This window comes from Dolichospermum lemmermannii CS-548 (assembly GCF_028330815.1).
GTDB classification, from domain to species: Bacteria; Cyanobacteriota; Cyanobacteriia; order Cyanobacteriales; family Nostocaceae; genus Dolichospermum; species Dolichospermum lemmermannii.
In genome coordinates this window covers 1-18,818 of the sequence record NZ_JAQMTJ010000076.1, presented here as the reverse complement: position 1 = coordinate 18,818, position 18,818 = coordinate 1, and the positions used below count along the sequence as shown (strand labels likewise).

Here is an 18,818-nt window from a genome sequence, read left to right as displayed (position 1 = left end):
TCAGAATCAGGTGGTTATCGAGCGAAGTCGAGATAATAACCAGGATTAAAGGATTAACAGGATTAATTACAAAATTCTCAGAAGATAATTAAATCAAATCCTGAATATCCTTAAATCTTGTAAATCCTGATTCTGACGATTTACCTAGCTAAAGCTTGAGTCCGACGGTCATTCAAATAACCAAAGAACTCCTTACCTTCCCGCAAACGACGCACTAACATTTGTCTATCAGCCAACATTTCCCGCACAATGGGAATAATCGCTTTGGGACGGAAGTAAAACTTGCGATACATTTGTTCAACTGAATCTTCAATTTCCGCACTAGAAAGACTTGGATATTGCAAAGTTGAAGTTTGAATACCAGAAGTTGCTACTAAAGACTCATTCGCAAACCAACCCTTTTCTCTGGCCTGTTCATACAATTCTGTACCAGGATAAGGTGCAGCAATAGAAACTTGAATTGTATGGGGACTTAATTCACAAGCAAAACGAATTGTTTCTTCTACAGTTTCTTTCGTTTCTATCGGCAAACCGATAATAAAAGTCCCATGTACAGTAATACCGAGTTTGTGACAATTCTTCATAAATTCTCGTGCCACTTCTAGCTTAATACCTTTTTTGATATTATTGAGAACTTCTTGATTACCAGATTCAAAACCTACCAATAACAGCCTTAAACCGTTATCCCGTAAAGTTTTGAGAGTATCATAATCTAAATTAGCACGGGCATTGCAACTCCAAGTTAAATTGAGTCGCTTCATGTGTTTACTAATAGCGATCGCTCGATGTTTGTCAATGGTAAAAGTATCATCATCAAACATATACTCCCGCACCTTGTCCCCAAAGAGAACCTTGGCTTCTTCCATTTCTCTGCCTACGGCATCGGGGCTTTTATGACGGTATAAATGTCCGCCAATAGTTTGCGGCCACAAACAAAAAGTACATTTTGCTGGACAACCACGGCCAGTATAAAAAGAAATGTAAGGATGTTGCAAATAGCCAATGAAATATTTACTAATATCTAAATCACGGGCATAAACTGGCAACACACTGGGCATAGCATCCCAGTCATGAATTAAAGGACGTTCTTCCGTTTGGTGGATATTTCCCAACTTATCCCGGTAACTCAAACCCTTGATTTCATCCCAAGGTTTCCCTTCTGCCAATTCTTTACAGGTATAATCGAATTCATTGCGGCAGACAAAATCAATAACCGGATTTTCCCGTAAAGTTGCCTCTGGTAAAACCGCAACGTGCGCCCCTACAAAGCCAATTTGCACATTGGGATTTTGCGCTTTGATCGTTTCTGCACACTTCACATCATTAGCCAAAGAAGGCGTGCTGGTGTGCATAATCACCAATTCGTAATCCTTGGCAATTTTCAGCACATCATCCACTGTCTGCCCATGAGGAGGTGCATCAACTAACCTACTGCCAGGAACTAAAGCCGCAGGTTGTGCTAACCAAGTCGGATACCAAAAAGAAGTAATTTCTCGTTTTGCTTGATACCGCGCCCCCGCACCACCATCAAAACCATCAAAAGAAGGTGGACTCAGAAATAAAGTAGTTTTCATGAATATCTCTCACACACAAATTTTTTATTTTGGTCAGTTGTCAGTGGTCAGTTGTCAGTTGGGAAATTCTTTTTCCCTCTGCACCTCTGCACCCCTGCCCCCTAACTAGCCTTAGCGTTCACACCCATGAGGTTTTCAATCAGGGAAACAACATCACTGCGACTGAGTTTTTCCTTACCACTAGCCAAAGCATCTAGAGTACCATGAGCCAAAGCCAAAGGAATTTGGCAAAATTGCAAAGCCGGTCCATTGGGCAGAGAGTTCGTATAGGCATCTGCTAAGATAAGATTGCGACGGGCATATTCTTGGAGATTGTCATTATCCCAACCTGCTGGGTAAAAATTGACCCCACGAGTGAGGTCTTCACCATTGTTACGCAGAATATTGACCGCTTGCAAACCCCTACCAAATCCTATGGCTTGAGTGCGGTTGCTTTGAGTTCCATCATACCAGTTCCATAAATCTGAGAGTAACAAGCCCACAGCACCAGCCACCCCAAAGGTATAACGGTCTAGATCCGCTTCAGTTTCTATTTTCCAATTTTTATCTGCCCAATAAGCCATTCTATCAGCCATTGCCGCTGTTGCATCCCAAATTCGCGGAGCAATACTTTCAGGTGCTAATATTGACCATTCTCTAATCCGTAAACTAACTTCTTGTAAAGAATTTTCGTAACCTTTAAACCCTACAGAGAAAGCATCCAGCGAAAAACCATCTACTCCCGCTTGCAATGTGAGGCTAATATTCTGCAACAGGCGTTTTTTAGTCTCGTTATCCAAGTTTGGATCATCTTCAATTTGGTCAATGGCACGCATACACAAGTATGCTGATGCCACTGCTTCTTGTAATCCTGATGGTAAAATACTAATTGGGATATAAAAAGTTCTACTAGTGTCTTTAAGGATTTGCAACGCATCTCCACGTAAATCCATTTTGTTCACTCCTCTCTTGATTTGCACACCACACCTAATTTCGGACTTTTCAATAATACTAGATTTAGTATTGATTAAATCTTAAAAACCATAGACACTCTAGAATTTAATCTAGGAATACATAGTTTATAGTGTCGCATTTAACACAATTTTCCAGTTTATCAAAGCTTAGTACAGTATATAAGGTTTTGGTAACAATAACCTTGTCTACAAGGATAGAAATAAGAACAGCAAAGTTCTTAGGCTGAAGTATTGCAGAAGTGCCGATAGAGTCACTTATTTTACCAGGATGTGGATTTTATTGTTGAGTATATGATTTTATTCTGTATTGTCCTACAGATTTTTGTTTGTCAGAATCAGGTGGTTATCGAGCGAAGTCGAGATAAATATATCATTGTGTTATATCCCCGATTTCTTGAAGAAGTCGGGGATCTTGTTTTGGATGTTATTGGATGATTTTTGGTGGGGAGTTGGTGATTTTATTTGTCTGAATCAGGATACTCAGGATTAAAGGATTTACAGGATGTTATTGGATGATTTTTGGTGGGAAGTTGGTGATTTTATTTGTCTTATTAAACTCTCATATTTTCAATTTGAAAATTGATTATTAAATATTAAATGAATATTTAAAATATGACATTTAAAACCAACATCTTGCAAATCCTAAAATCCTGGATATCCTGATTCTGACAATTGAGAGATTCATATCCCCGACTTCTTTAAGCAGTCGGGGATATGGAAGATTAAGCCACAACTTCCACAGCTTTGGCTTCCGGTAACAACCGCTTCACACCTTGCTTGACAAAAGCTTCCAAAACAGCCATTTTTTGATTTTGCTGGAATACAGTTTGCAAAACTTGACGCAGTTTGTCGAGATTTAAAGCACTTCCCGATTCTAAAGCAATTTCTTGCTGTTCAAAATATGCCACTAAACTTAATCCCGCTACTCTGGTGAGGTAAGCAGCACTAACTCCCTCTACCATTCCTCCAGCGACAAAGGTAGCAACATTAGTTTTCAGAATACCCGTTACAGCCCTAGTTGAAAGTTCCACTAAACCTAATTTCAACATCAAACTTCCCATAGTTCCCGCTACTTGTTGCGCTTGTTCTAAGGAAATTTTCTGCTGATAAATATTACCCAGATCTATCACCATTTGAGCAGTAATCGCCGCAGTTGCGAGAATATCTAAAGCAGGTACAGGGTTAGCAAATGCTGCCGCCGCTGCAATCCATTGATATTGTTCTATAAAAGGTGTGGCTTGATCTCTTCTCACACCATTTAAACAATTTTTGGCTTCGGCTTTGAGTAATAATACCTTGCGATTTGTGGTATTACAAACTAGCTGTTCTCCTTGCTGTCCCACAACCGCTGCTAATTGTTGTGTTAATTGCTGGATATCTGGCGTTGGTTGTTCCATCCATTCTTGGAAAGAACCATCTTCTCCATGTTTCCGCACTTTCACAGGTACGGGAGAAGCCGCAGTCGCAACTACATTTGCACCAATGCGCTGTTTTAATGATTGAAAAACTGTAGCGCGTTCATCAGGTTGATATTGATCTTGTTTGTTGAAAACCAGCAAACTTGGTTGTTTTGTGGCTTTTAGCTGTTGTAAAACCTGAAATTCTGAATCTGTTAAATCACCGTTAGTCAGAAATAAGACAAAATCAGATTTCTGCATTTCCGATAAAGTGACAACATCGGAATTTTCACCAGCTACGGAAAATAAAGGCGCTGTTTCCGCAAAATTTAAAGACATTCCCGGAATAGTTGGGGCAGTTTTTAGAACTTCAATAACTGTACTTTTACCTACAGATTTACCACCAGTAACGGCCAGGTTAATTTCCTTTCTATCCAGTTCTAAGGGCAATTTAGCGAGATTTTCGCGGAGAATTGCTAGGTGAGGATGATTGACTGCTTCTTGTGCCAGTTGATTAATTATTACTTGGGTTTGAGCGATCGCTTTATCCACAGCCGCTCTATCTACAACCATATCATTTAGCTGTTCACCTAATTGGGGCTGATTTTTATTGAACAACCACAAACCCCCACCGACAGCCAAAGCACTCAGGAGTCCGAATTCTCCCACTTGCACTATTGAATCATGCCAACTGTCTAACATCCACAGGGAGAACGATAGTCCTAGTCCTCCCACTAAAATCGGTCGCTGTAACTTCACAATTGTGATTCTCCACGCGAGGAAAAAGCTTTTACCTCACTTTAGTCCAAAACCTGCTACTCGGATTGAGGTTGGTGAACAAACGTCTTTTGATGTTGGAGCAGAGTAAGCAGCTAAAAGCATTTTTTTTGCTATGTATAAACAACACATCAATTTTTCTTAATTAATTGTTGTATCTAGTGATAAAGTCAATGTTAACATATTAACTTTTCTTGAAATGACAGGTAGATAGGATAAATAGTCTGCTCACTAATTATACAGGTGAAATCAGTGAATAAAACAGCAAGCCAATTAGTCTTAACTTTCGGAATACTAGCATTGACAAGCAGTTTTACAAATACGCTTGGTCTTGCCCAAAATATTCAAAAACCAAATGAAGCGACAAAAGTTACTAACTCTGCCACTGACGCACTTATCAAAGTAGATGGTTCTAGTACCGTATATCCCATTACCCAGTCCATAGCTAAAGCATACCAAGCCAACCTAAAAAATAATAGTCAAATACAAGTAAATATTTCCGGTACTAGCGGTGGGTTTGAAAAATTTTGTACTCGTAAAATAGATATCAGTAATGCTTCTCGACCAATTAACCAGTCAGAAATGGCAGCTTGCAGAAAAAATGGCGTAAGTTACATGGAGTTACCCATAGCTTTTGATGCCCTAACCATTGCTGTTCACCCTCAAAACACTTGGGCAAAAGACATTACAGTAGCCGAATTGAAAAAAATCTGGGAACCTGCGGCTGAAGGAAAAATTACAAAATGGAATCAAGTCCGAGATTCTTGGCCAGACCGCCCAATTAAATTATATGGTCCTGGTGGTAAGTCTGGAACTTATGATTATTTTACCGAAGCAATTGTCGGTAAAGCCAAAGCCAGTCGCAAAGATTACACAGCCAGTGAAAATGATGAAGTTTTAGTTACTGGTGTTAATAAAGATCCTAATGCTTTGGGTTACTTTGGTTATGCCTACTACCAAGAAAACAAAGATAAGTTAAAAGTTTTAGCAGTTAATAGTGGTAAAGGTGCCGTTTTACCATCACCAGAAACAGTAGAAAAAGCCAAATATCAACCACTTTCTCGACCTCTATTCATATATGTCAATCTTCGGTCTAGTAAAAACAAAACTTTAGTGTATAACCTTGCGGATTTCTACATTAAAAATGCGGCAAAAATAGTCAGTTCTGTTGGCTATGTTCCCTTATCAGAGGAAGCTTACAAACTTAATTCTATCCACTTGTATAAAGGCAAAGCCGGAACAGTATTTGGTGGTAAATCGGAGTTTAACCTAACTCTTGGGCAATTGTTACGCAAACAAAAGCAATTTTAGTAATTAATAAAAATCATGACAATTAGAGTAGGAATCAATGGATTCGGGCGCATGGGAAGGTTGTCCGTTCGTGCTGCTTGGGATTACCCAGAAATAGAATTTGTCCACATTAATGAAACCAAAGGTGGAACAGCAGCCGCAGCACATTTACTCAAATTTGATTCTGTACATGGGCGTTGGACACCAGAAGTAGAAGCGGTCAAAAACCAAGTTGTTATTGATGGTAAATCTCTCAGTTTTACTGAATATTCTCAACCGGGTGAAGTTCCTTGGGAAGATTTTGGGGTTGATATAGTTTTGGAATGTTCTGGTAAGTTTAGAACCCCCGCTACCCTTGACCCCTATTTTAAAAGAGGTGTGCAGAAGGTAATTGTTGCTGCACCTGTTAAACAAGAGGCTTTAAACATTGTCATGGGGGTAAATGATCACCTCTACCAAGCTGATAAACATCATTTATTAACAGCAGCTTCTTGTACTACTAATTGTTTAGCCCCAGTCGTAAAAGTAATTCATGAAGGTTTAGGAATTAAACATGGAGTAATTACCACAATTCACGACAATACTAATACTCAAACCATTGTAGATGCACCTCATAAAGATTTGCGTCGGGCTAGGGCTACAAGTATGTCATTAATTCCCACTAGCACAGGTTCAGCCACAGCTATTGGGTTAATTTATCCAGAATTGAATGGTAAATTAAATGGTTTAGCCGTGCGTGTACCTTTGTTAAATGCTTCTCTCACAGATTGTGTATTTGAAGTTGAACGTTCGACCACAATAGCCGAAGTTAATGATCTATTAAAAACTGCATCTGCACAAAAACCGTTAATAGGAATTTTGGGTTATGAAGAACGTCCTTTAGTTTCTATTGATTATAAAGATGATCCTCGTTCTGCAATTATTGATGCCCTTTCGACAATGGTTATCAACGAAACTCAGGTGAAAATATTGGCTTGGTATGACAATGAATGGGGTTATGTTAACCGCATGACTGAATTAGCAGGAAAGGTGGCGTTAAGTTTGCAGAAATAATGGTTTTCTAGGGGTGGGTTTTCAGTCCTACCCCATAAAGATTTTTGCACGCAGAGGCGCAGAGACGGAGAGAGAATTTTAGTTTGTATTTACAATTTTGAATTTTTAATCATGGCTTCTACTACTGCTTCTAATTCTAATTTCAAGAATTATATTCTGGTGACACTGGCATACTGGGGCTTCACTTTGACTGATGGGGCTTTGCGAATGTTGGTTTTGCTCTATTTTAATAAAATTGGTTATACACCTATTCAAATTGCCTCTCTGTTCCTGTTTTACGAGGTATTTGGAATTGTTACAAACTTTCTCGGCGGTTGGATTGGTTCTCAGTTTGGGTTAAAAGTAACTCTTTATACTGGGATTGGATTACAGGTGTTTTCTTTAATTATGCTGTCTTTTCTGAATCCAGGGTGGGCGCAGTGGCTTTCAGTCCTTTATGTGATGGTTGCACAGGCATTTTCGGGAATTGCTAAGGACTTAACCAAGATGAGTTCTAAAAGCGCCATTCGCTTGGTTGTGCCTCAAGATGCTCAATCTTCTTTGTTTAAGTGGGTGGCTGTACTAACGGGTTCTAAAAATGCTTTAAAAGGAGTGGGATTCTTTCTTGGTGGCGCCCTTCTCAGTTCTGTGGGTTTTATTAATTCCCTGTGGATTATGGCTGGGGGACTGGCTTTAATTATGTTTTCTGGGTTAATGCTGCCCAAAGGCATGGGTAAAATCAAGAAAAAGGTTAAATTTAGCCAACTTTTCTCTAAAAGCGCGGAAATAAATATTCTCTCGGCGGCGCGATTCTTTTTATTTGGATCTAGAGATGTATGGTTTGTTGTGGCTTTACCAGTGTTTTTACGTGGGACTTTGGGCTGGTCTTTTTATCAGGTAGGGGGATTTTTAGCTTGTTGGGTGATTGGTTATGGGATTATTCAATTTTTAGCACCAACACTCATGCGGCGATTTGGTTCTGGTCGTCCACCTCAATCTCAAACTATTCGATTCTGGACATTTACATTAACGGCTGTTCCCGGTGCGATCGCTCTGGCATTACAATTAGGTTTACCCGCTAATATCGTAATTATTGCTGGACTTCTCGTTTTTGGTGTCGTATTTGCTTTCAATTCCGCTGTCCATTCCTATCTGGTTTTAGCATTTACTGATGATGATAAGGTCGCTTTAAATGTGGGTTTTTACTATATGGCAAACTCCGGTGGTCGTCTTGTGGGTACAGTTTTATCCGGTTTGGTTTATCAAATATTTGGCTTAGTTGGTTGTCTGTGGACATCAATGTTTTTCGTATTCGCAGCAGGTTTAGTTTCTCTGAAGTTACCTAATCCTCAACCTAGTAAAGCTATAGCTTGGAAAGCTGGAGACGGAGAATAATATTTCCCAGTCTAAAGATATGCTATGCAAACAGGTATATCCTACTGTAGTGAGATGACTCCAAAATTTATTTGAGTTTAAATATGGTAGTGGGCAATTGGTGACAGTTTTTGCCTCTTGCCTAAATACTAATTTGTAATAAATACAGATTTTATAATGACAAGAATATCACCGAATCCTTGGAGAATTTGGGTATCCGAAACTAACATTTATAGAGGTTAATTAAGTGGAATATGTAACTAAACAACCGACTATAAAACGCCTTTCTTTTCTGGATCGCTTTTTGACATTGTGGATATTTCTGGCAATGGCAACTGGAGTGGGTTTAGGCTATTTTTTCCCCACAATAGAAGTTTTTATCAATCATTTCCAAATAGGAACAACCAACATTCCCATTGCTATTGGTTTAATTTTGATGATGTACCCACCCTTAGCAAAGGTAAAATATGAAGAATTAGGAGATGTATTTCGTAATAAAAAAATTCTCGGACTATCATTATCACTAACTTGGATAATTGCCCCAATTGTAATGTTTACACTTGCTATTCTTTTTTTACGCGATAAACCTGAATATATGACTGGGTTAATTATGGTGGGAATAGCCCCTTGTATTGCTATGGTAATTGTCTGGAGTGAATTAGCTAAAGGAGATACTGAATATACAGCCGGACTGGTTGCTTTTAATAGTATTTTTCAAATTCTCTTTTACAGCGTTTATGCTTGGTTTTTTCTGGCGATTTTACCGCCTTTATTTGGCTTACAAGGAACTATTGTAAATATCAGTATTGGGGAAATTGCCAACAGCGTTTTTATCTATTTAGGTATTCCTTTTCTGGCTGGATTTATGACTCGCTTTATTTTAGTAAAAGCTAAAGGTAAGCAGTGGTATCATCAGCAGTTCATTCCCAAAATCAGTCCGATTACTTTAATTGCTCTTTTATTTACAATCATGGTAATGTTTAGTTTAAAGGGCAATTTGATTGTGCAGATTCCTCTCGATGTTGTCCGCATTGCCATTCCCCTCATTATCTATTTCCTATTCATGTTTTTGAGTAGTTTTTACCTAGCATGGAAAATTAAAGCTGACTATGCCAAAGCTGCTAGTGTGGCATTTACCGCTGCTGGTAATAATTTTGAATTAGCAATAGCTGTCGCTATTTCTGTATTTGGGATTAAATCTGGTGTGGCTTTTGCTGCTGTGATTGGACCATTGGTAGAAGTGCCAGTCTTAATTAGTTTAGTCAGTGTATCTTTCTGGATCAAGAAACATTTTTTTCGCCCATCTCCACCAATAGGATTATAATTAAATACGTTTGATCTACTATTGATTTATTTAAATTTAATGAAAGTTGCTGATTTAATTACCTGGTTTGAAGAATGGGCAAATCCCGCTTGGTGCGAAAGTTGGGATAATTGCGGTTGGCAAGTTGAACCGGGTGTTTTGTCCATAGAAGCGCGGGTTTTAGTGTGTTTAACTCCGACTTTAGCAGTAATGGAAGAAGCGATCGCTCTCCATGCTAACCTAATATTTGCTCATCATCCCCTCATTTTTCACCCTCCCAAATCTTTCCGCACTGGGGAAGCCTTAACAGAAATGGTGCGGTTAGCTTTTACCCATAATATTGGAATTTATACCGCCCATACTAATTTTGACCAAGTGGCAGATGGAACTGCTGACGTTTTAGCGCAACTTCTGGAACTTCAACAAGTATCACCTATTGTTCCTACCCAAGCAGGTTTAGGTTATGGGCGTGTAGGAATGCTAAAACCCACTTTGACATTACAAGAGGTAATTAATAATATTCAAACTCAATTAAATCCGCCCCATTTAATTTTTTCCCCAATGGCTGATTTACAACAGCAAATTTCACGGGTAGCTGTTTTAGGTGGTTCTGGTGCAGGTTATATTTCAGCAGTAGTCAAAACTAATGCCCAAGTTTACTTAACGTCTGACTGTAAATTTCATCAATTTCAAGAAAGCCGTGATCGTGGTATCGTATTAATTGATGCTGGACATTATGCCACAGAACGCCCCGCGTGCGATCGCCTAGTCCAGAAAATGCAAGCCCTTAACTTAAATTGGGTGCAATTGAGCCAAAAAGATGAAGATTTTCGGCAGTTTTACCCTAATACAGTCAGCAGCTAAGAGACTTTACCTTCACAGCTAAAAAATTATTCACAGTTAAGAAATTCAAAAAAATGTTATTATTTATATGTGACACAGATTTTAAGTAAGTCGGCACGATAAAATCAATATACATTTTTTTCGTAAAAACCCTTAAATAACCTATCTATAAGGTATTTGTCGAATTTACATTTCGTTACATATGTTGATTGTTTAACGCCAACTTACTTAACACCGGGGAAAATCTTCTAGACACAACCCAGAGTATGATATATACTTAGCTAAGTAGTGTGGTTAAAAGGCTGAAATCTATGTTATACCCAGATATAATATTGTTATTGGTGAAGCATTCTTTCAGAGCTAACTAACACCCCCCTGGCAACGCCAAATCAAAGAAAAATGTCTGTAGATGTTAACAGTTGCTATAGCTGTTCAACTAATGCGGTAAACTAAAGCTTAAGACCCAAAATTTCATCTAACACTAATGACTAAAAATAAGTGGTAAAATTGAGTCACTGAACTTACCGGGTTCTCACCGCGAAATTCACCTCCTAGAGGCTGATATTATGGGGATGAAACCCGAATTTGACAGGTTTAACTACGTTGTATAAAAAGGCAGAAGCACTACATGCTACACCGCAAGATTTATCAACTGTGTTGCGACGGGCGGGAGGTATGTGTTTTTTTGCGGGATCAGCAACGCTGGATAGAGCGGGCCCGCATCATTGATATCGAAGGCGATTTAGTGACTTTACGCTATGAAACAGACGAAGAAGATGAAGTTTGTTCTTGGGAGGAAATGGTTCGTCTCGAAAGCATCGGATCTGTTACTCAAAAATTAGCTTCAGTGCAACGCGGTAACATAGATCCGCTGACAACTGAAGACTGTCCAGAAGCAGAGCGTATTCCTAACCCTTATACTGACCTAAATCCAGATTAAACGCTCCTAAATTAAATTCACATCAAGCGTTCAAAAGCAGGACAGTATCCGTCCAGGGTAACTTTGAAATTATATAAGGGGGCAGCGGGGTTCCAACACCGTTGCCCTCTTTGGTGTCGGCAGCTACCACAGCAGGCAACATCACCAGAATTAGGGCGAAGGTTATTCGGGTTTAAGAGTTCTCGCGGAGATAACCCCCGTAATACCAAGTCCTCACCCTGCCAACGCGCTTCTATTAAACCCGTATCAGCAAATTGTCGCCACCGGGGATCTGCTGTCACTGCATCGGGAAGAGTGATGGTAATAACAGTTCCCAATTCCGTCACCTCCCCCTCATAATTAATTTCTGGGGCAGCAGGTTGTAAAAATGTTTCCCCAATCGGTAATTCTACTAGAGTCCCTGGGGCTGGTGAATGGACATGATAGCGATTTTGTAACTCTTCTAAACAAGTTAAGTCAGCCAGATAACTTGGAGAACCATGCACAAAAATCACGTGTTGCGGGCGTAAATTATGAATTAGCTGGGTTGTTCCTGGTCCATCACTATGTTGCGCTAACAGATAACTTTCAAATTTTGTCGGTGCTAAATATTCTGGATTAACTGGAATATCAATTTTTTCAGGTAAAAGAATTAACCAATTGCCTGTGTTTGGTTGACAATATTTACGTAAATCTGCGGAAGAATCCGTAAGAACAATACAAGGCGATATCCCTAAAGTTGCCAGATTTTCTGGCTTTAATCTTCTTACACGAGGCTTTACCCGTTCATCCCAAAATAAAGGTTGGTGACGGGCGAAATTTTGAACTGCGGCGGGAAGATGTGGTAAAAGTTCTAAATAGGCATCACAACCAGCAGCTACAGCACCATCAACCCAAATGTCTAAATCTCGACCTGTAAAGTGGTGATGGGAACGTAACAGCATGAGTAATTCTTGACCTAATCCTAATGCTGGGGTTGGTAAAATTACTGAATTGTTTTTCTCTGTGCCACTAGAACTAATGGCGCGATGAATCCTTTCTGCTAGTTGATTTTCTTGATTGCGGCGATGGGTATGGCGAGATGTCCCATAACTACCTTCAATTAATAGTACGTCTAAATTTAAACCTCGAAGTTCATCCAGTCGCAACCCTTCGACTAAACGGGAGTTGGATAGGAAAAAATCACCGGTGTAAAGTAATTTATAATCGCGGTTGGGGGTGTGGTAAGTGAGGAGAATCGCCACAGCACCGGGTAAATGACCTGCGGGAAATAATTCTACTATGAGATCTTCTCTGATTTCTATGGGCGATCGCAATGGTAATGCCTGACAAAATGAGAGAATTCCTGGTAGTTCTTCATCTGGCCAATTTAGCGGTAATAACTTCGTCGTTACCTCACTAGCATAAATAGGTAATAGGGGAAAAGCTTGATGCAGTGTTAATAAGCCTCTAGCATGATCTGGATGGGCATGACTAACCAGAACTAAATCAGCTAACATACCATGCTGTGCCGATTTAGTCAATTCCTGCGATATAGGAGAAATATTTGTCAAGCCGAAATCTAACATGATCCGATGTGGACCCATTCTGACCATTAAACACACCCCTTCATCTTGATGCTGAACACTATAGGGAAAGCATTCTAACTCATTAGTGGTTTCGACCGCATCAATTGATATATTATTCATCCTTTACTCCTCCCCTCCATCAAACTATTGGCTGAGAAAGTTGGCTTTTAGCAATATTCCTCTGCAAAGTTCAAAGAAGTGGGAATCCTAAGTTGTCACTCTTGTTAATGTGCAGAACCATTACCATGATAATTATCGGAATCATAAAAGCCATTTTTCGTACCAAAAAATAAGCACGAAACCGTAAATATAACCGTTAAACCCACTAAAATTAGTTTGATATCCATTGATTTTATCCCCTTAACTTCGGACTTTTTGATCTTAATATCGTGTTTTTGCATTTGGGCAAAATCACTAGAAAATCTTTACCATGCTTGGGTTATTGTAAATATAGCACATTCAACCCCAGCATTACAGGGCAATCTCTTCTCCACGCTCAGTAAAGCGGACATCTTTAATTTTCCACTGGGAATTACTAATTAAGGTTTTGCGGACACTGCTAAACAACGCAAACTGTTCACAACTAGAAAGAGAAGATACTTGTCTTTTTGAATCTGGTGAAATGCGGATATCAACAATCGCAACACCATTTTTCACATTAACGCGATAACCAGATACGCTAAAATCTGCTGTATTTTGTTCTTTGAATATTTTACCTATGGCCTCATTCATGGGTTCTGCTGCGGAAACGTCAGTTTTTTGAGGAATTAGCTCTTGACATTGGGCATCACTTGTGTATACGGTGACGTTTGTAGTTTTACCAGAGATTGCTTTAGTATTGGAATTAGCGGTATATGGTTCAACTACGGGGGTTGGAGACTTTTGTACTTTTCTTTGGGGACTGGGGTTAATCTTGCTATTTGGTGTTGTTTCTAGAGTTGGGTTATTAGCGGTATTGTGAGAATCACAACTACTAAGAAAAGTGCAGGATACAACTAAAAATAATGATAAAATAGCTTGTTTGTAATTATACATATAGTAATTCCGTTGGATTTTTACAAGAAAATTCATATCAATATTTGTCAGTTAAGGAGGAAAATTCCATATTCTTCATAAGTTCTGAGAAAGATTATAACATTTTCAAAATCTTTAATCCTGTAAATCCTGATTCTGACAATTATCATTAAACTCATCCTTGTATTGATTATAGCAAGATTCAATAACTAATAAACACGCTCTGATTAATTTATCCCAATTATTATCATCTATTGATATTGGTTCTGTTGCTGGTCGAAAATGAACAATAGAATTACGAATTTTATAAATAAACTCTCCTAAATTACCTTCTGAGTTACCATCAAGATCATTTTTAATTTCCTTCAAAAGATTAATAGCATCTTCGGGTGCATTATCTATAAGTTTATTAATAGCTTCCTTTTCTTTTGGTCGCCAATCAGTATAATTTTCTATATTAGCAGAAAAGTTAAGTAAAGAACCTTTAATTCCTAAATTTTGATAAAATTCCTGCCAAAATGAAATTGAGAATAGTCTTTCTATACACCGATAAACATCAAGAAATGAATGTTTCCAACTAACTGATACTAAGCTAAATAGTAAATTCTCAAAAGTATCAAGTTGCATCATTTCTACACATTCAATAAACAACCTTTCAAAAACAACAAGAGTTTCTTTCCGAAATTTTAAAGAAATAATTTGCCTCTGTTGAATAATATAAAATGCTGATAAATTTACAGTGGCAATTTGAATTATATCAGATTTAACTTTAATAAATGGACATTCATCATTAATTTGATAAACAAAAACTGGCTCAAAGAAATGATTTATCTGACTAAATTCATATTTGATAATTTCTTCGTTTTCGGGAGGATAAAAAATATCTTCTGCTATTTGATAAGCATCAGCATTTTGTTTAACAGAAACTTTTAAATCAGATAAAAGTGCTGTAAGCATTCCTCCATTTAGCTCAATTTCTTCTATTATTTCTTGTTCAATTTCTAATTTATGTTGCCAACCAATAGCCACAAAGTAATTTTTATTATCAAACTCAAAAGTTGCAGTTCTGAAATAAGGTAAAATTGATTGTTGATTTGTGATTTTCAGTTCTTTTAACCATTTTCTATCATCTTCATTCGTTTGAATACAACGTTTATGATCCCTAAAAATAGACACTTCAATATTTTGATTTTCTACAAAACTAGCTAATAAATCAAATATATGTTTATTAGCGTCTTTCATGTTTCTAGACATAATTATCTCAATATAATGCTCTCCAGCATTGTGTCATATTATCAATATTAAATTTTTCGGAAATTAATAAATTAAACGCTTGTAGAAAAAACTCTCTTTCAAAGAAATCTTTCCTACCTAGTTTTTTACTAATTAATTCATTTAATGTTGGAAAATCTAAAAAATCACCTATTTCATCAGGATTCAAGTTATTTATTTTTGTTAAAAGTGTATCGGTTTTGTTTTTGATATCTTGCCATTTTTGGTTTTGCTCTTCTGGTTCATAATCATTACCAGGTCTACCTAATATAGAAAAAGCTAACGCAGTCACAAACCCAACACAAGCTGGTTGACTACTAAATAAATCCTGACCTTTCTGAAAATATCCTTGTATTTCTTCATTTTGATATCGAGAAATTGCTTGATCAAATTTATACAGATAAAACATTACTTCATAAAAAATATTAGTCAAATTAGGATTTGATGTTGAGCTTATAAAATCTAGTCTTGTAAATTCCTCTGCTAATCTTTCCGGAATATCTATTTTCACCTTTTTAGCTCCAAATACTAAAAATAATTCAATGATATCATCAGATTTAAATTGTCCTGGACTTGAACGTTTATTTTTGTGATTTCTGTCTGTGAGTGTTATTATTTCAATTACATGAAATTTTTCTTTAAGTTCTTTAATTATTCCTTGAAAAACTGTTTCAATTTGTCTTCTTATATCCCAAGGAACTTGTCCTGTATTCAGGACTAACATTCTATAAATTAAACTATTTATTTGTGAAGCAATCCAAAACTCTACACGAATTTTATGATTACAAATATTGGCATTATCTTTTAAAGCTACACTTAAAGCTTTAGTTCGTTGCATACCATCAATAATAGATATACTATCTTCAGGTATTTTGTTAATAAATTCTAAAAAAGCATTATTGTCTTCTAATTGTTCAATAATGGCAAAATTATCCTGGGGAATAATCACCCCTATAACTATTGGTGGTAATACCGCTCCAGTTTCTATATCTTTAATCATCCTCTTGCGGATACGTATAGCAGTATTTGTTTTTAAAGTATCTCTTTGTCCTTCTAAACCTCCTCTATTTTCAAAGGCATTTTTTACCCTTTTTAGATATTCTTCTACTTGAAACTGTGTCATCACGGAGTAACAATTTACTCTTGTATCTTTGATAATGTCAATATTTTTATTCATAACCATGAATGAGATATTATTTACCATATTTTTAGTTTATCATTGAATGGGTTGATTGTGTATGATCAGGAAATTAAAAATTAATAGCATCTTTATAATGCCATACAAATATAGCACAGATTTTTTAAAATGGTATTACCTTCTATAAATCCTGATATGTCCACGCCACGCTATGAAACAATTAACAAATAGCTGCATTAACAAACTGAATCACATCTCCTAAACCAACTTGAGTTTTCAGATTTGTAAAAATAAAAGGTTTATCACCGCGCATTTTTTTCGCATCTCTTTCCATGACATTTAAATCAGCACCCACATAGGGAGCAAGATCGGTTTTATTAATCACTAATAAATCAGATTTAGTAATACCTGGACCACCTTTGCGGGGAATTTTATCACCAGCAGCCACATCAATGACATAAATGGTTAAATCTACTAATTCAGGACTAAAAGTAGCAGCTAAATTATCTCCACCACTTTCTAAAAAGACTAAATCTAAATTGGTAAATTTCTCTTCTAATTGTTCAATTGCGGCTAAATTCATAGAAGCATCTTCACGGATAGCAGTATGGGGACAACCTCCCGTTTCTACTCCTAAAATGCGATCGCTTGACAAAGCCTGAGAACGGACTAAAAATTGAGCATCTTCTTGAGTATATATATCATTTGTCACCACAGCTAATTGATATTTTTCCCGTAAATTCTTACATAAAGCATCTACCAAAGCCGTTTTCCCCGAACCCACAGGACCAGCAACGCCTACTCTTAAAGCCGTCATAATTTTTAACTCCTAAACAATCTAGTATATTGGGTTTCGTGCTGCATACTCGCTAAAGACAAGCCCCAATTACAACATCCTAAATCATCATCTGCCATTGTCAAAATCTCTCCCACAGTAGTAATTAATAAAGGTTGTAAACCCAGTAATAACTCCTGTCCCGCAGTTTGTCCCAGCGGAATAAGTTTGATCCCAGCGGTAATTAAATTATTCGCCCAACTGTGTAAATAAGCTAATAAAGCAGCTTGAATATTTATATCCCAATGAGCGCAAGCTATAGCAAATGCGATCGCATAATTGCCAGGATAACCCACAGCATTCACCACAGGTAAAATTTCCGGTTCTAACTTCCCTAATAATTGCATCAGAGAACGTCCCATTTGCCAACTAGCAGCCCGTAATTCTTCCGTATCTCTCGCAGCAGATAACCATAAATTCCACCGCTTTAAAGCCGACCTATCACCTGATTTAACAGCATGAAAACCCCTCATCATTATCGCCGCATCTAGGCGAATTGAGCCATAAATTAATTCAGAATGTAGCCAATGTTTGAGATTTTCTATATTCGTAATAGTACCATTTTCTATTAACATCTCCAACCCTTCCGAATAGCCATAAGCACCAACGGGTAAAGCTGGACTTGCTAATTGTAAGATTGTCAAAAAATGGCTATGCGTGAGAGTGATTTCCATAAGCCCCTAATTCTGGTTGAAAAGGTAAAATTTCTTCTTTAATTTCTAACCCTAATTGGATTAACATAGCAGCTAAAACTGCATCTGGAGATAAGCGTAAATAAGTCGAAGTTATTTCTACAGGAACATGACGATTTCCTAAATGATATGCAGCCCTTAATAATAGAGGAATTTCTGCTAATACAGTTAAAACAGGTTCAGGTTTAGCAATAATTCTCATATAAATACTTTCGGTTTCATCTGTGAGAATATCGCTATCATGTAATACTGTACCTCTAGCTAACCGCAAAAAAATCTCCTGACCATCTGCTAATATAAATTTATGACGGCTACGAGTTCGTTCTTCCGCAGTTAGTGAAAGAGTGATATTCACTATAGCATTAGTATTAGGTGGTTGACGTTGGGTAAAAGTCAGCATAATTCCCGACATTAACTTTAATTTGTGAATATTGCAAGAGTTAGATCCCCGACTTCTCTAAGAAGTCGGGGATCTAATTGTTCATAACTGATTTAGGATAGCTATAGGCGTAAATTATGTCATAACTTCAAAAGAATGAACTTCTAGAATAGAACCAATCATCGCTGCTGTCATTAAATCTTCTCGAACTTTTCCGGTTATTTTGGCTTTTTGTCCTGATTTAAGTAAGTTTTTATCAGCACTTTTTGAGATTTCGTATGTAACACCATCTTCTGTTACAAAAGCCCAAGCACCAAGCCCAATATTCCGACGTTCAATAGTACCTGTAGCTGTAATAGTCATTTGTTAGTTGTCAGTTGTTAGTAGGGGCGAAGCATTTGAAAGATAAATTATCGGTCATTGCCAAAAATAGTTCTCCAAATGCTTCGCCCGTACAG

The 18,818-nt window shown here is 37.4% G+C and carries 17 protein-coding genes; 6 read left to right on the top strand and 11 right to left on the bottom strand.

The features are described 5' to 3' along the window. Positions 1-140: 140 nt before the first annotated feature. The 3 genes from hpnJ to PN450_RS04855 form a co-directional block, all read right to left on the bottom strand. Entirely contained in the window at positions 141-1,574 is a 1,434-nt protein-coding gene (gene hpnJ, locus PN450_RS04865; RefSeq protein WP_168636941.1) for a hopanoid biosynthesis associated radical SAM protein HpnJ, read from the bottom strand. Between the two features lie 101 nt (positions 1,575-1,675). Then, a complete protein-coding gene (locus PN450_RS04860; protein WP_168636940.1) occupies positions 1,676-2,506 on the bottom strand; it encodes a squalene/phytoene synthase family protein in 831 nt (276 codons plus the stop codon). Positions 2,507-3,249: 743 nt separating this feature from the next. Then, positions 3,250-4,683 (bottom strand): YcjF family protein, encoded by a 1,434-nt coding sequence (locus tag PN450_RS04855; protein WP_465249372.1) that lies wholly within the window; start codon positions 4,681-4,683, stop codon positions 3,250-3,252. A 270-nt stretch (positions 4,684-4,953) separates the two neighbouring features. On the opposite strand from PN450_RS04855, the gene PN450_RS04850 reads away from it, so the two are divergent. The 6 genes from PN450_RS04850 (at position 4,954) to PN450_RS04825 (ending at position 11,483) form a co-directional block, all read left to right on the top strand. Further along, positions 4,954-6,012: a PstS family phosphate ABC transporter substrate-binding protein gene (locus PN450_RS04850; RefSeq protein WP_271835587.1), complete on the top strand. Its 1,059-nt coding sequence runs from the start codon at positions 4,954-4,956 to the stop codon at positions 6,010-6,012. A gap of 15 nt (positions 6,013-6,027) precedes the next feature. Then, positions 6,028-7,044, top strand: coding sequence for an ArsJ-associated glyceraldehyde-3-phosphate dehydrogenase (locus tag PN450_RS04845; protein WP_271835586.1), 1,017 nt, complete (start codon positions 6,028-6,030; stop codon positions 7,042-7,044). A gap of 111 nt (positions 7,045-7,155) precedes the next feature. Further along, positions 7,156-8,418, top strand: coding sequence for an organoarsenical effux MFS transporter ArsJ (gene arsJ, locus PN450_RS04840; RefSeq protein ID WP_271835585.1), 1,263 nt, complete (start codon positions 7,156-7,158; stop codon positions 8,416-8,418). A gap of 226 nt (positions 8,419-8,644) precedes the next feature. Next, entirely contained in the window at positions 8,645-9,721 is a 1,077-nt protein-coding gene (arsB, locus tag PN450_RS04835) for an ACR3 family arsenite efflux transporter (protein ID WP_271835583.1), read from the top strand. A 39-nt stretch (positions 9,722-9,760) separates the two neighbouring features. Beyond that, complete coding sequence (locus PN450_RS04830; RefSeq protein WP_271835582.1) at positions 9,761-10,564, top strand: Nif3-like dinuclear metal center hexameric protein; 804 nt, start codon at positions 9,761-9,763, stop codon at positions 10,562-10,564. A 607-nt stretch (positions 10,565-11,171) separates the two neighbouring features. Then, positions 11,172-11,483, top strand: a complete 312-nt coding sequence (locus PN450_RS04825) for a DUF6679 family protein (protein ID WP_015080955.1) — start codon at positions 11,172-11,174, stop codon at positions 11,481-11,483. Between the two features lie 17 nt (positions 11,484-11,500). Here the strand turns inward: PN450_RS04825 and PN450_RS04820 are convergent, their stop codons facing one another. The 8 genes from PN450_RS04820 to PN450_RS04785 form a co-directional block, all read right to left on the bottom strand. Further along, positions 11,501-13,150: an MBL fold metallo-hydrolase gene (locus tag PN450_RS04820; protein WP_271835581.1), complete on the bottom strand. Its 1,650-nt coding sequence runs from the start codon at positions 13,148-13,150 to the stop codon at positions 11,501-11,503. A 351-nt stretch (positions 13,151-13,501) separates the two neighbouring features. Next, positions 13,502-14,065 carry a sporulation/spore germination protein gene (locus PN450_RS04815; protein WP_271835580.1) on the bottom strand — a complete coding sequence of 188 codons (564 nt, stop codon included), beginning with the start codon at positions 14,063-14,065 and terminating at the stop codon, positions 13,502-13,504. Between the two features lie 114 nt (positions 14,066-14,179). After that, a complete protein-coding gene (locus PN450_RS04810) occupies positions 14,180-15,298 on the bottom strand; it encodes a hypothetical protein (RefSeq protein ID WP_271821182.1) in 1,119 nt (372 codons plus the stop codon). Positions 15,299-15,305: 7 nt separating this feature from the next. Then, a complete protein-coding gene (locus PN450_RS04805; protein ID WP_271821181.1) occupies positions 15,306-16,493 on the bottom strand; it encodes a hypothetical protein in 1,188 nt (395 codons plus the stop codon). A gap of 181 nt (positions 16,494-16,674) precedes the next feature. Continuing rightward, entirely contained in the window at positions 16,675-17,271 is a 597-nt protein-coding gene (gene ureG, locus PN450_RS04800; RefSeq protein WP_271835579.1) for an urease accessory protein UreG, read from the bottom strand. A 5-nt stretch (positions 17,272-17,276) separates the two neighbouring features. Further along, a complete protein-coding gene (locus PN450_RS04795; RefSeq protein ID WP_271835578.1) occupies positions 17,277-17,963 on the bottom strand; it encodes an urease accessory protein UreF in 687 nt (228 codons plus the stop codon). Beyond that, positions 17,941-18,381: an urease accessory protein UreE gene (gene ureE / locus PN450_RS04790; RefSeq protein WP_148764981.1), complete on the bottom strand. Its 441-nt coding sequence runs from the start codon at positions 18,379-18,381 to the stop codon at positions 17,941-17,943. The genes PN450_RS04795 and ureE overlap by 23 nt, the downstream gene beginning before the upstream one ends. Positions 18,382-18,495: 114 nt before the next feature. Next, a complete protein-coding gene (locus PN450_RS04785; RefSeq protein ID WP_015080949.1) occupies positions 18,496-18,723 on the bottom strand; it encodes a hypothetical protein in 228 nt (75 codons plus the stop codon). Positions 18,724-18,818: the final 95 nt, after the last annotated feature.

Coding starts and splice junctions, on each gene's coding strand:
- hpnJ (WP_168636941.1), bottom strand. CDS start 1,574: ATGAAAACTACTTTATTTCTGAGTCCACCTTCTTTTGATGGTTTTGAT.
- PN450_RS04860 (WP_168636940.1), bottom strand. CDS start 2,506: ATGGATTTACGTGGAGATGCGTTGCAAATCCTTAAAGACACTAGTAGA.
- PN450_RS04845 (WP_271835586.1), top strand. CDS start 6,028: ATGACAATTAGAGTAGGAATCAATGGATTCGGGCGCATGGGAAGGTTG.
- arsJ (WP_271835585.1), top strand. CDS start 7,156: ATGGCTTCTACTACTGCTTCTAATTCTAATTTCAAGAATTATATTCTG.
- PN450_RS04830 (WP_271835582.1), top strand. CDS start 9,761: ATGAAAGTTGCTGATTTAATTACCTGGTTTGAAGAATGGGCAAATCCC.
- PN450_RS04825 (WP_015080955.1), top strand. CDS start 11,172: ATGCTACACCGCAAGATTTATCAACTGTGTTGCGACGGGCGGGAGGTA.
- PN450_RS04820 (WP_271835581.1), bottom strand. CDS start 13,150: ATGAATAATATATCAATTGATGCGGTCGAAACCACTAATGAGTTAGAA.
- PN450_RS04815 (WP_271835580.1), bottom strand. CDS start 14,065: ATGTATAATTACAAACAAGCTATTTTATCATTATTTTTAGTTGTATCC.
- PN450_RS04810 (WP_271821182.1), bottom strand. CDS start 15,298: ATGTCTAGAAACATGAAAGACGCTAATAAACATATATTTGATTTATTA.
- PN450_RS04805 (WP_271821181.1), bottom strand. CDS start 16,493: ATGAATAAAAATATTGACATTATCAAAGATACAAGAGTAAATTGTTAC.
- ureG (WP_271835579.1), bottom strand. CDS start 17,271: ATGACGGCTTTAAGAGTAGGCGTTGCTGGTCCTGTGGGTTCGGGGAAA.
- PN450_RS04795 (WP_271835578.1), bottom strand. CDS start 17,963: ATGGAAATCACTCTCACGCATAGCCATTTTTTGACAATCTTACAATTA.
- ureE (WP_148764981.1), bottom strand. CDS start 18,381: ATGCTGACTTTTACCCAACGTCAACCACCTAATACTAATGCTATAGTG.
- PN450_RS04785 (WP_015080949.1), bottom strand. CDS start 18,723: ATGACTATTACAGCTACAGGTACTATTGAACGTCGGAATATTGGGCTT.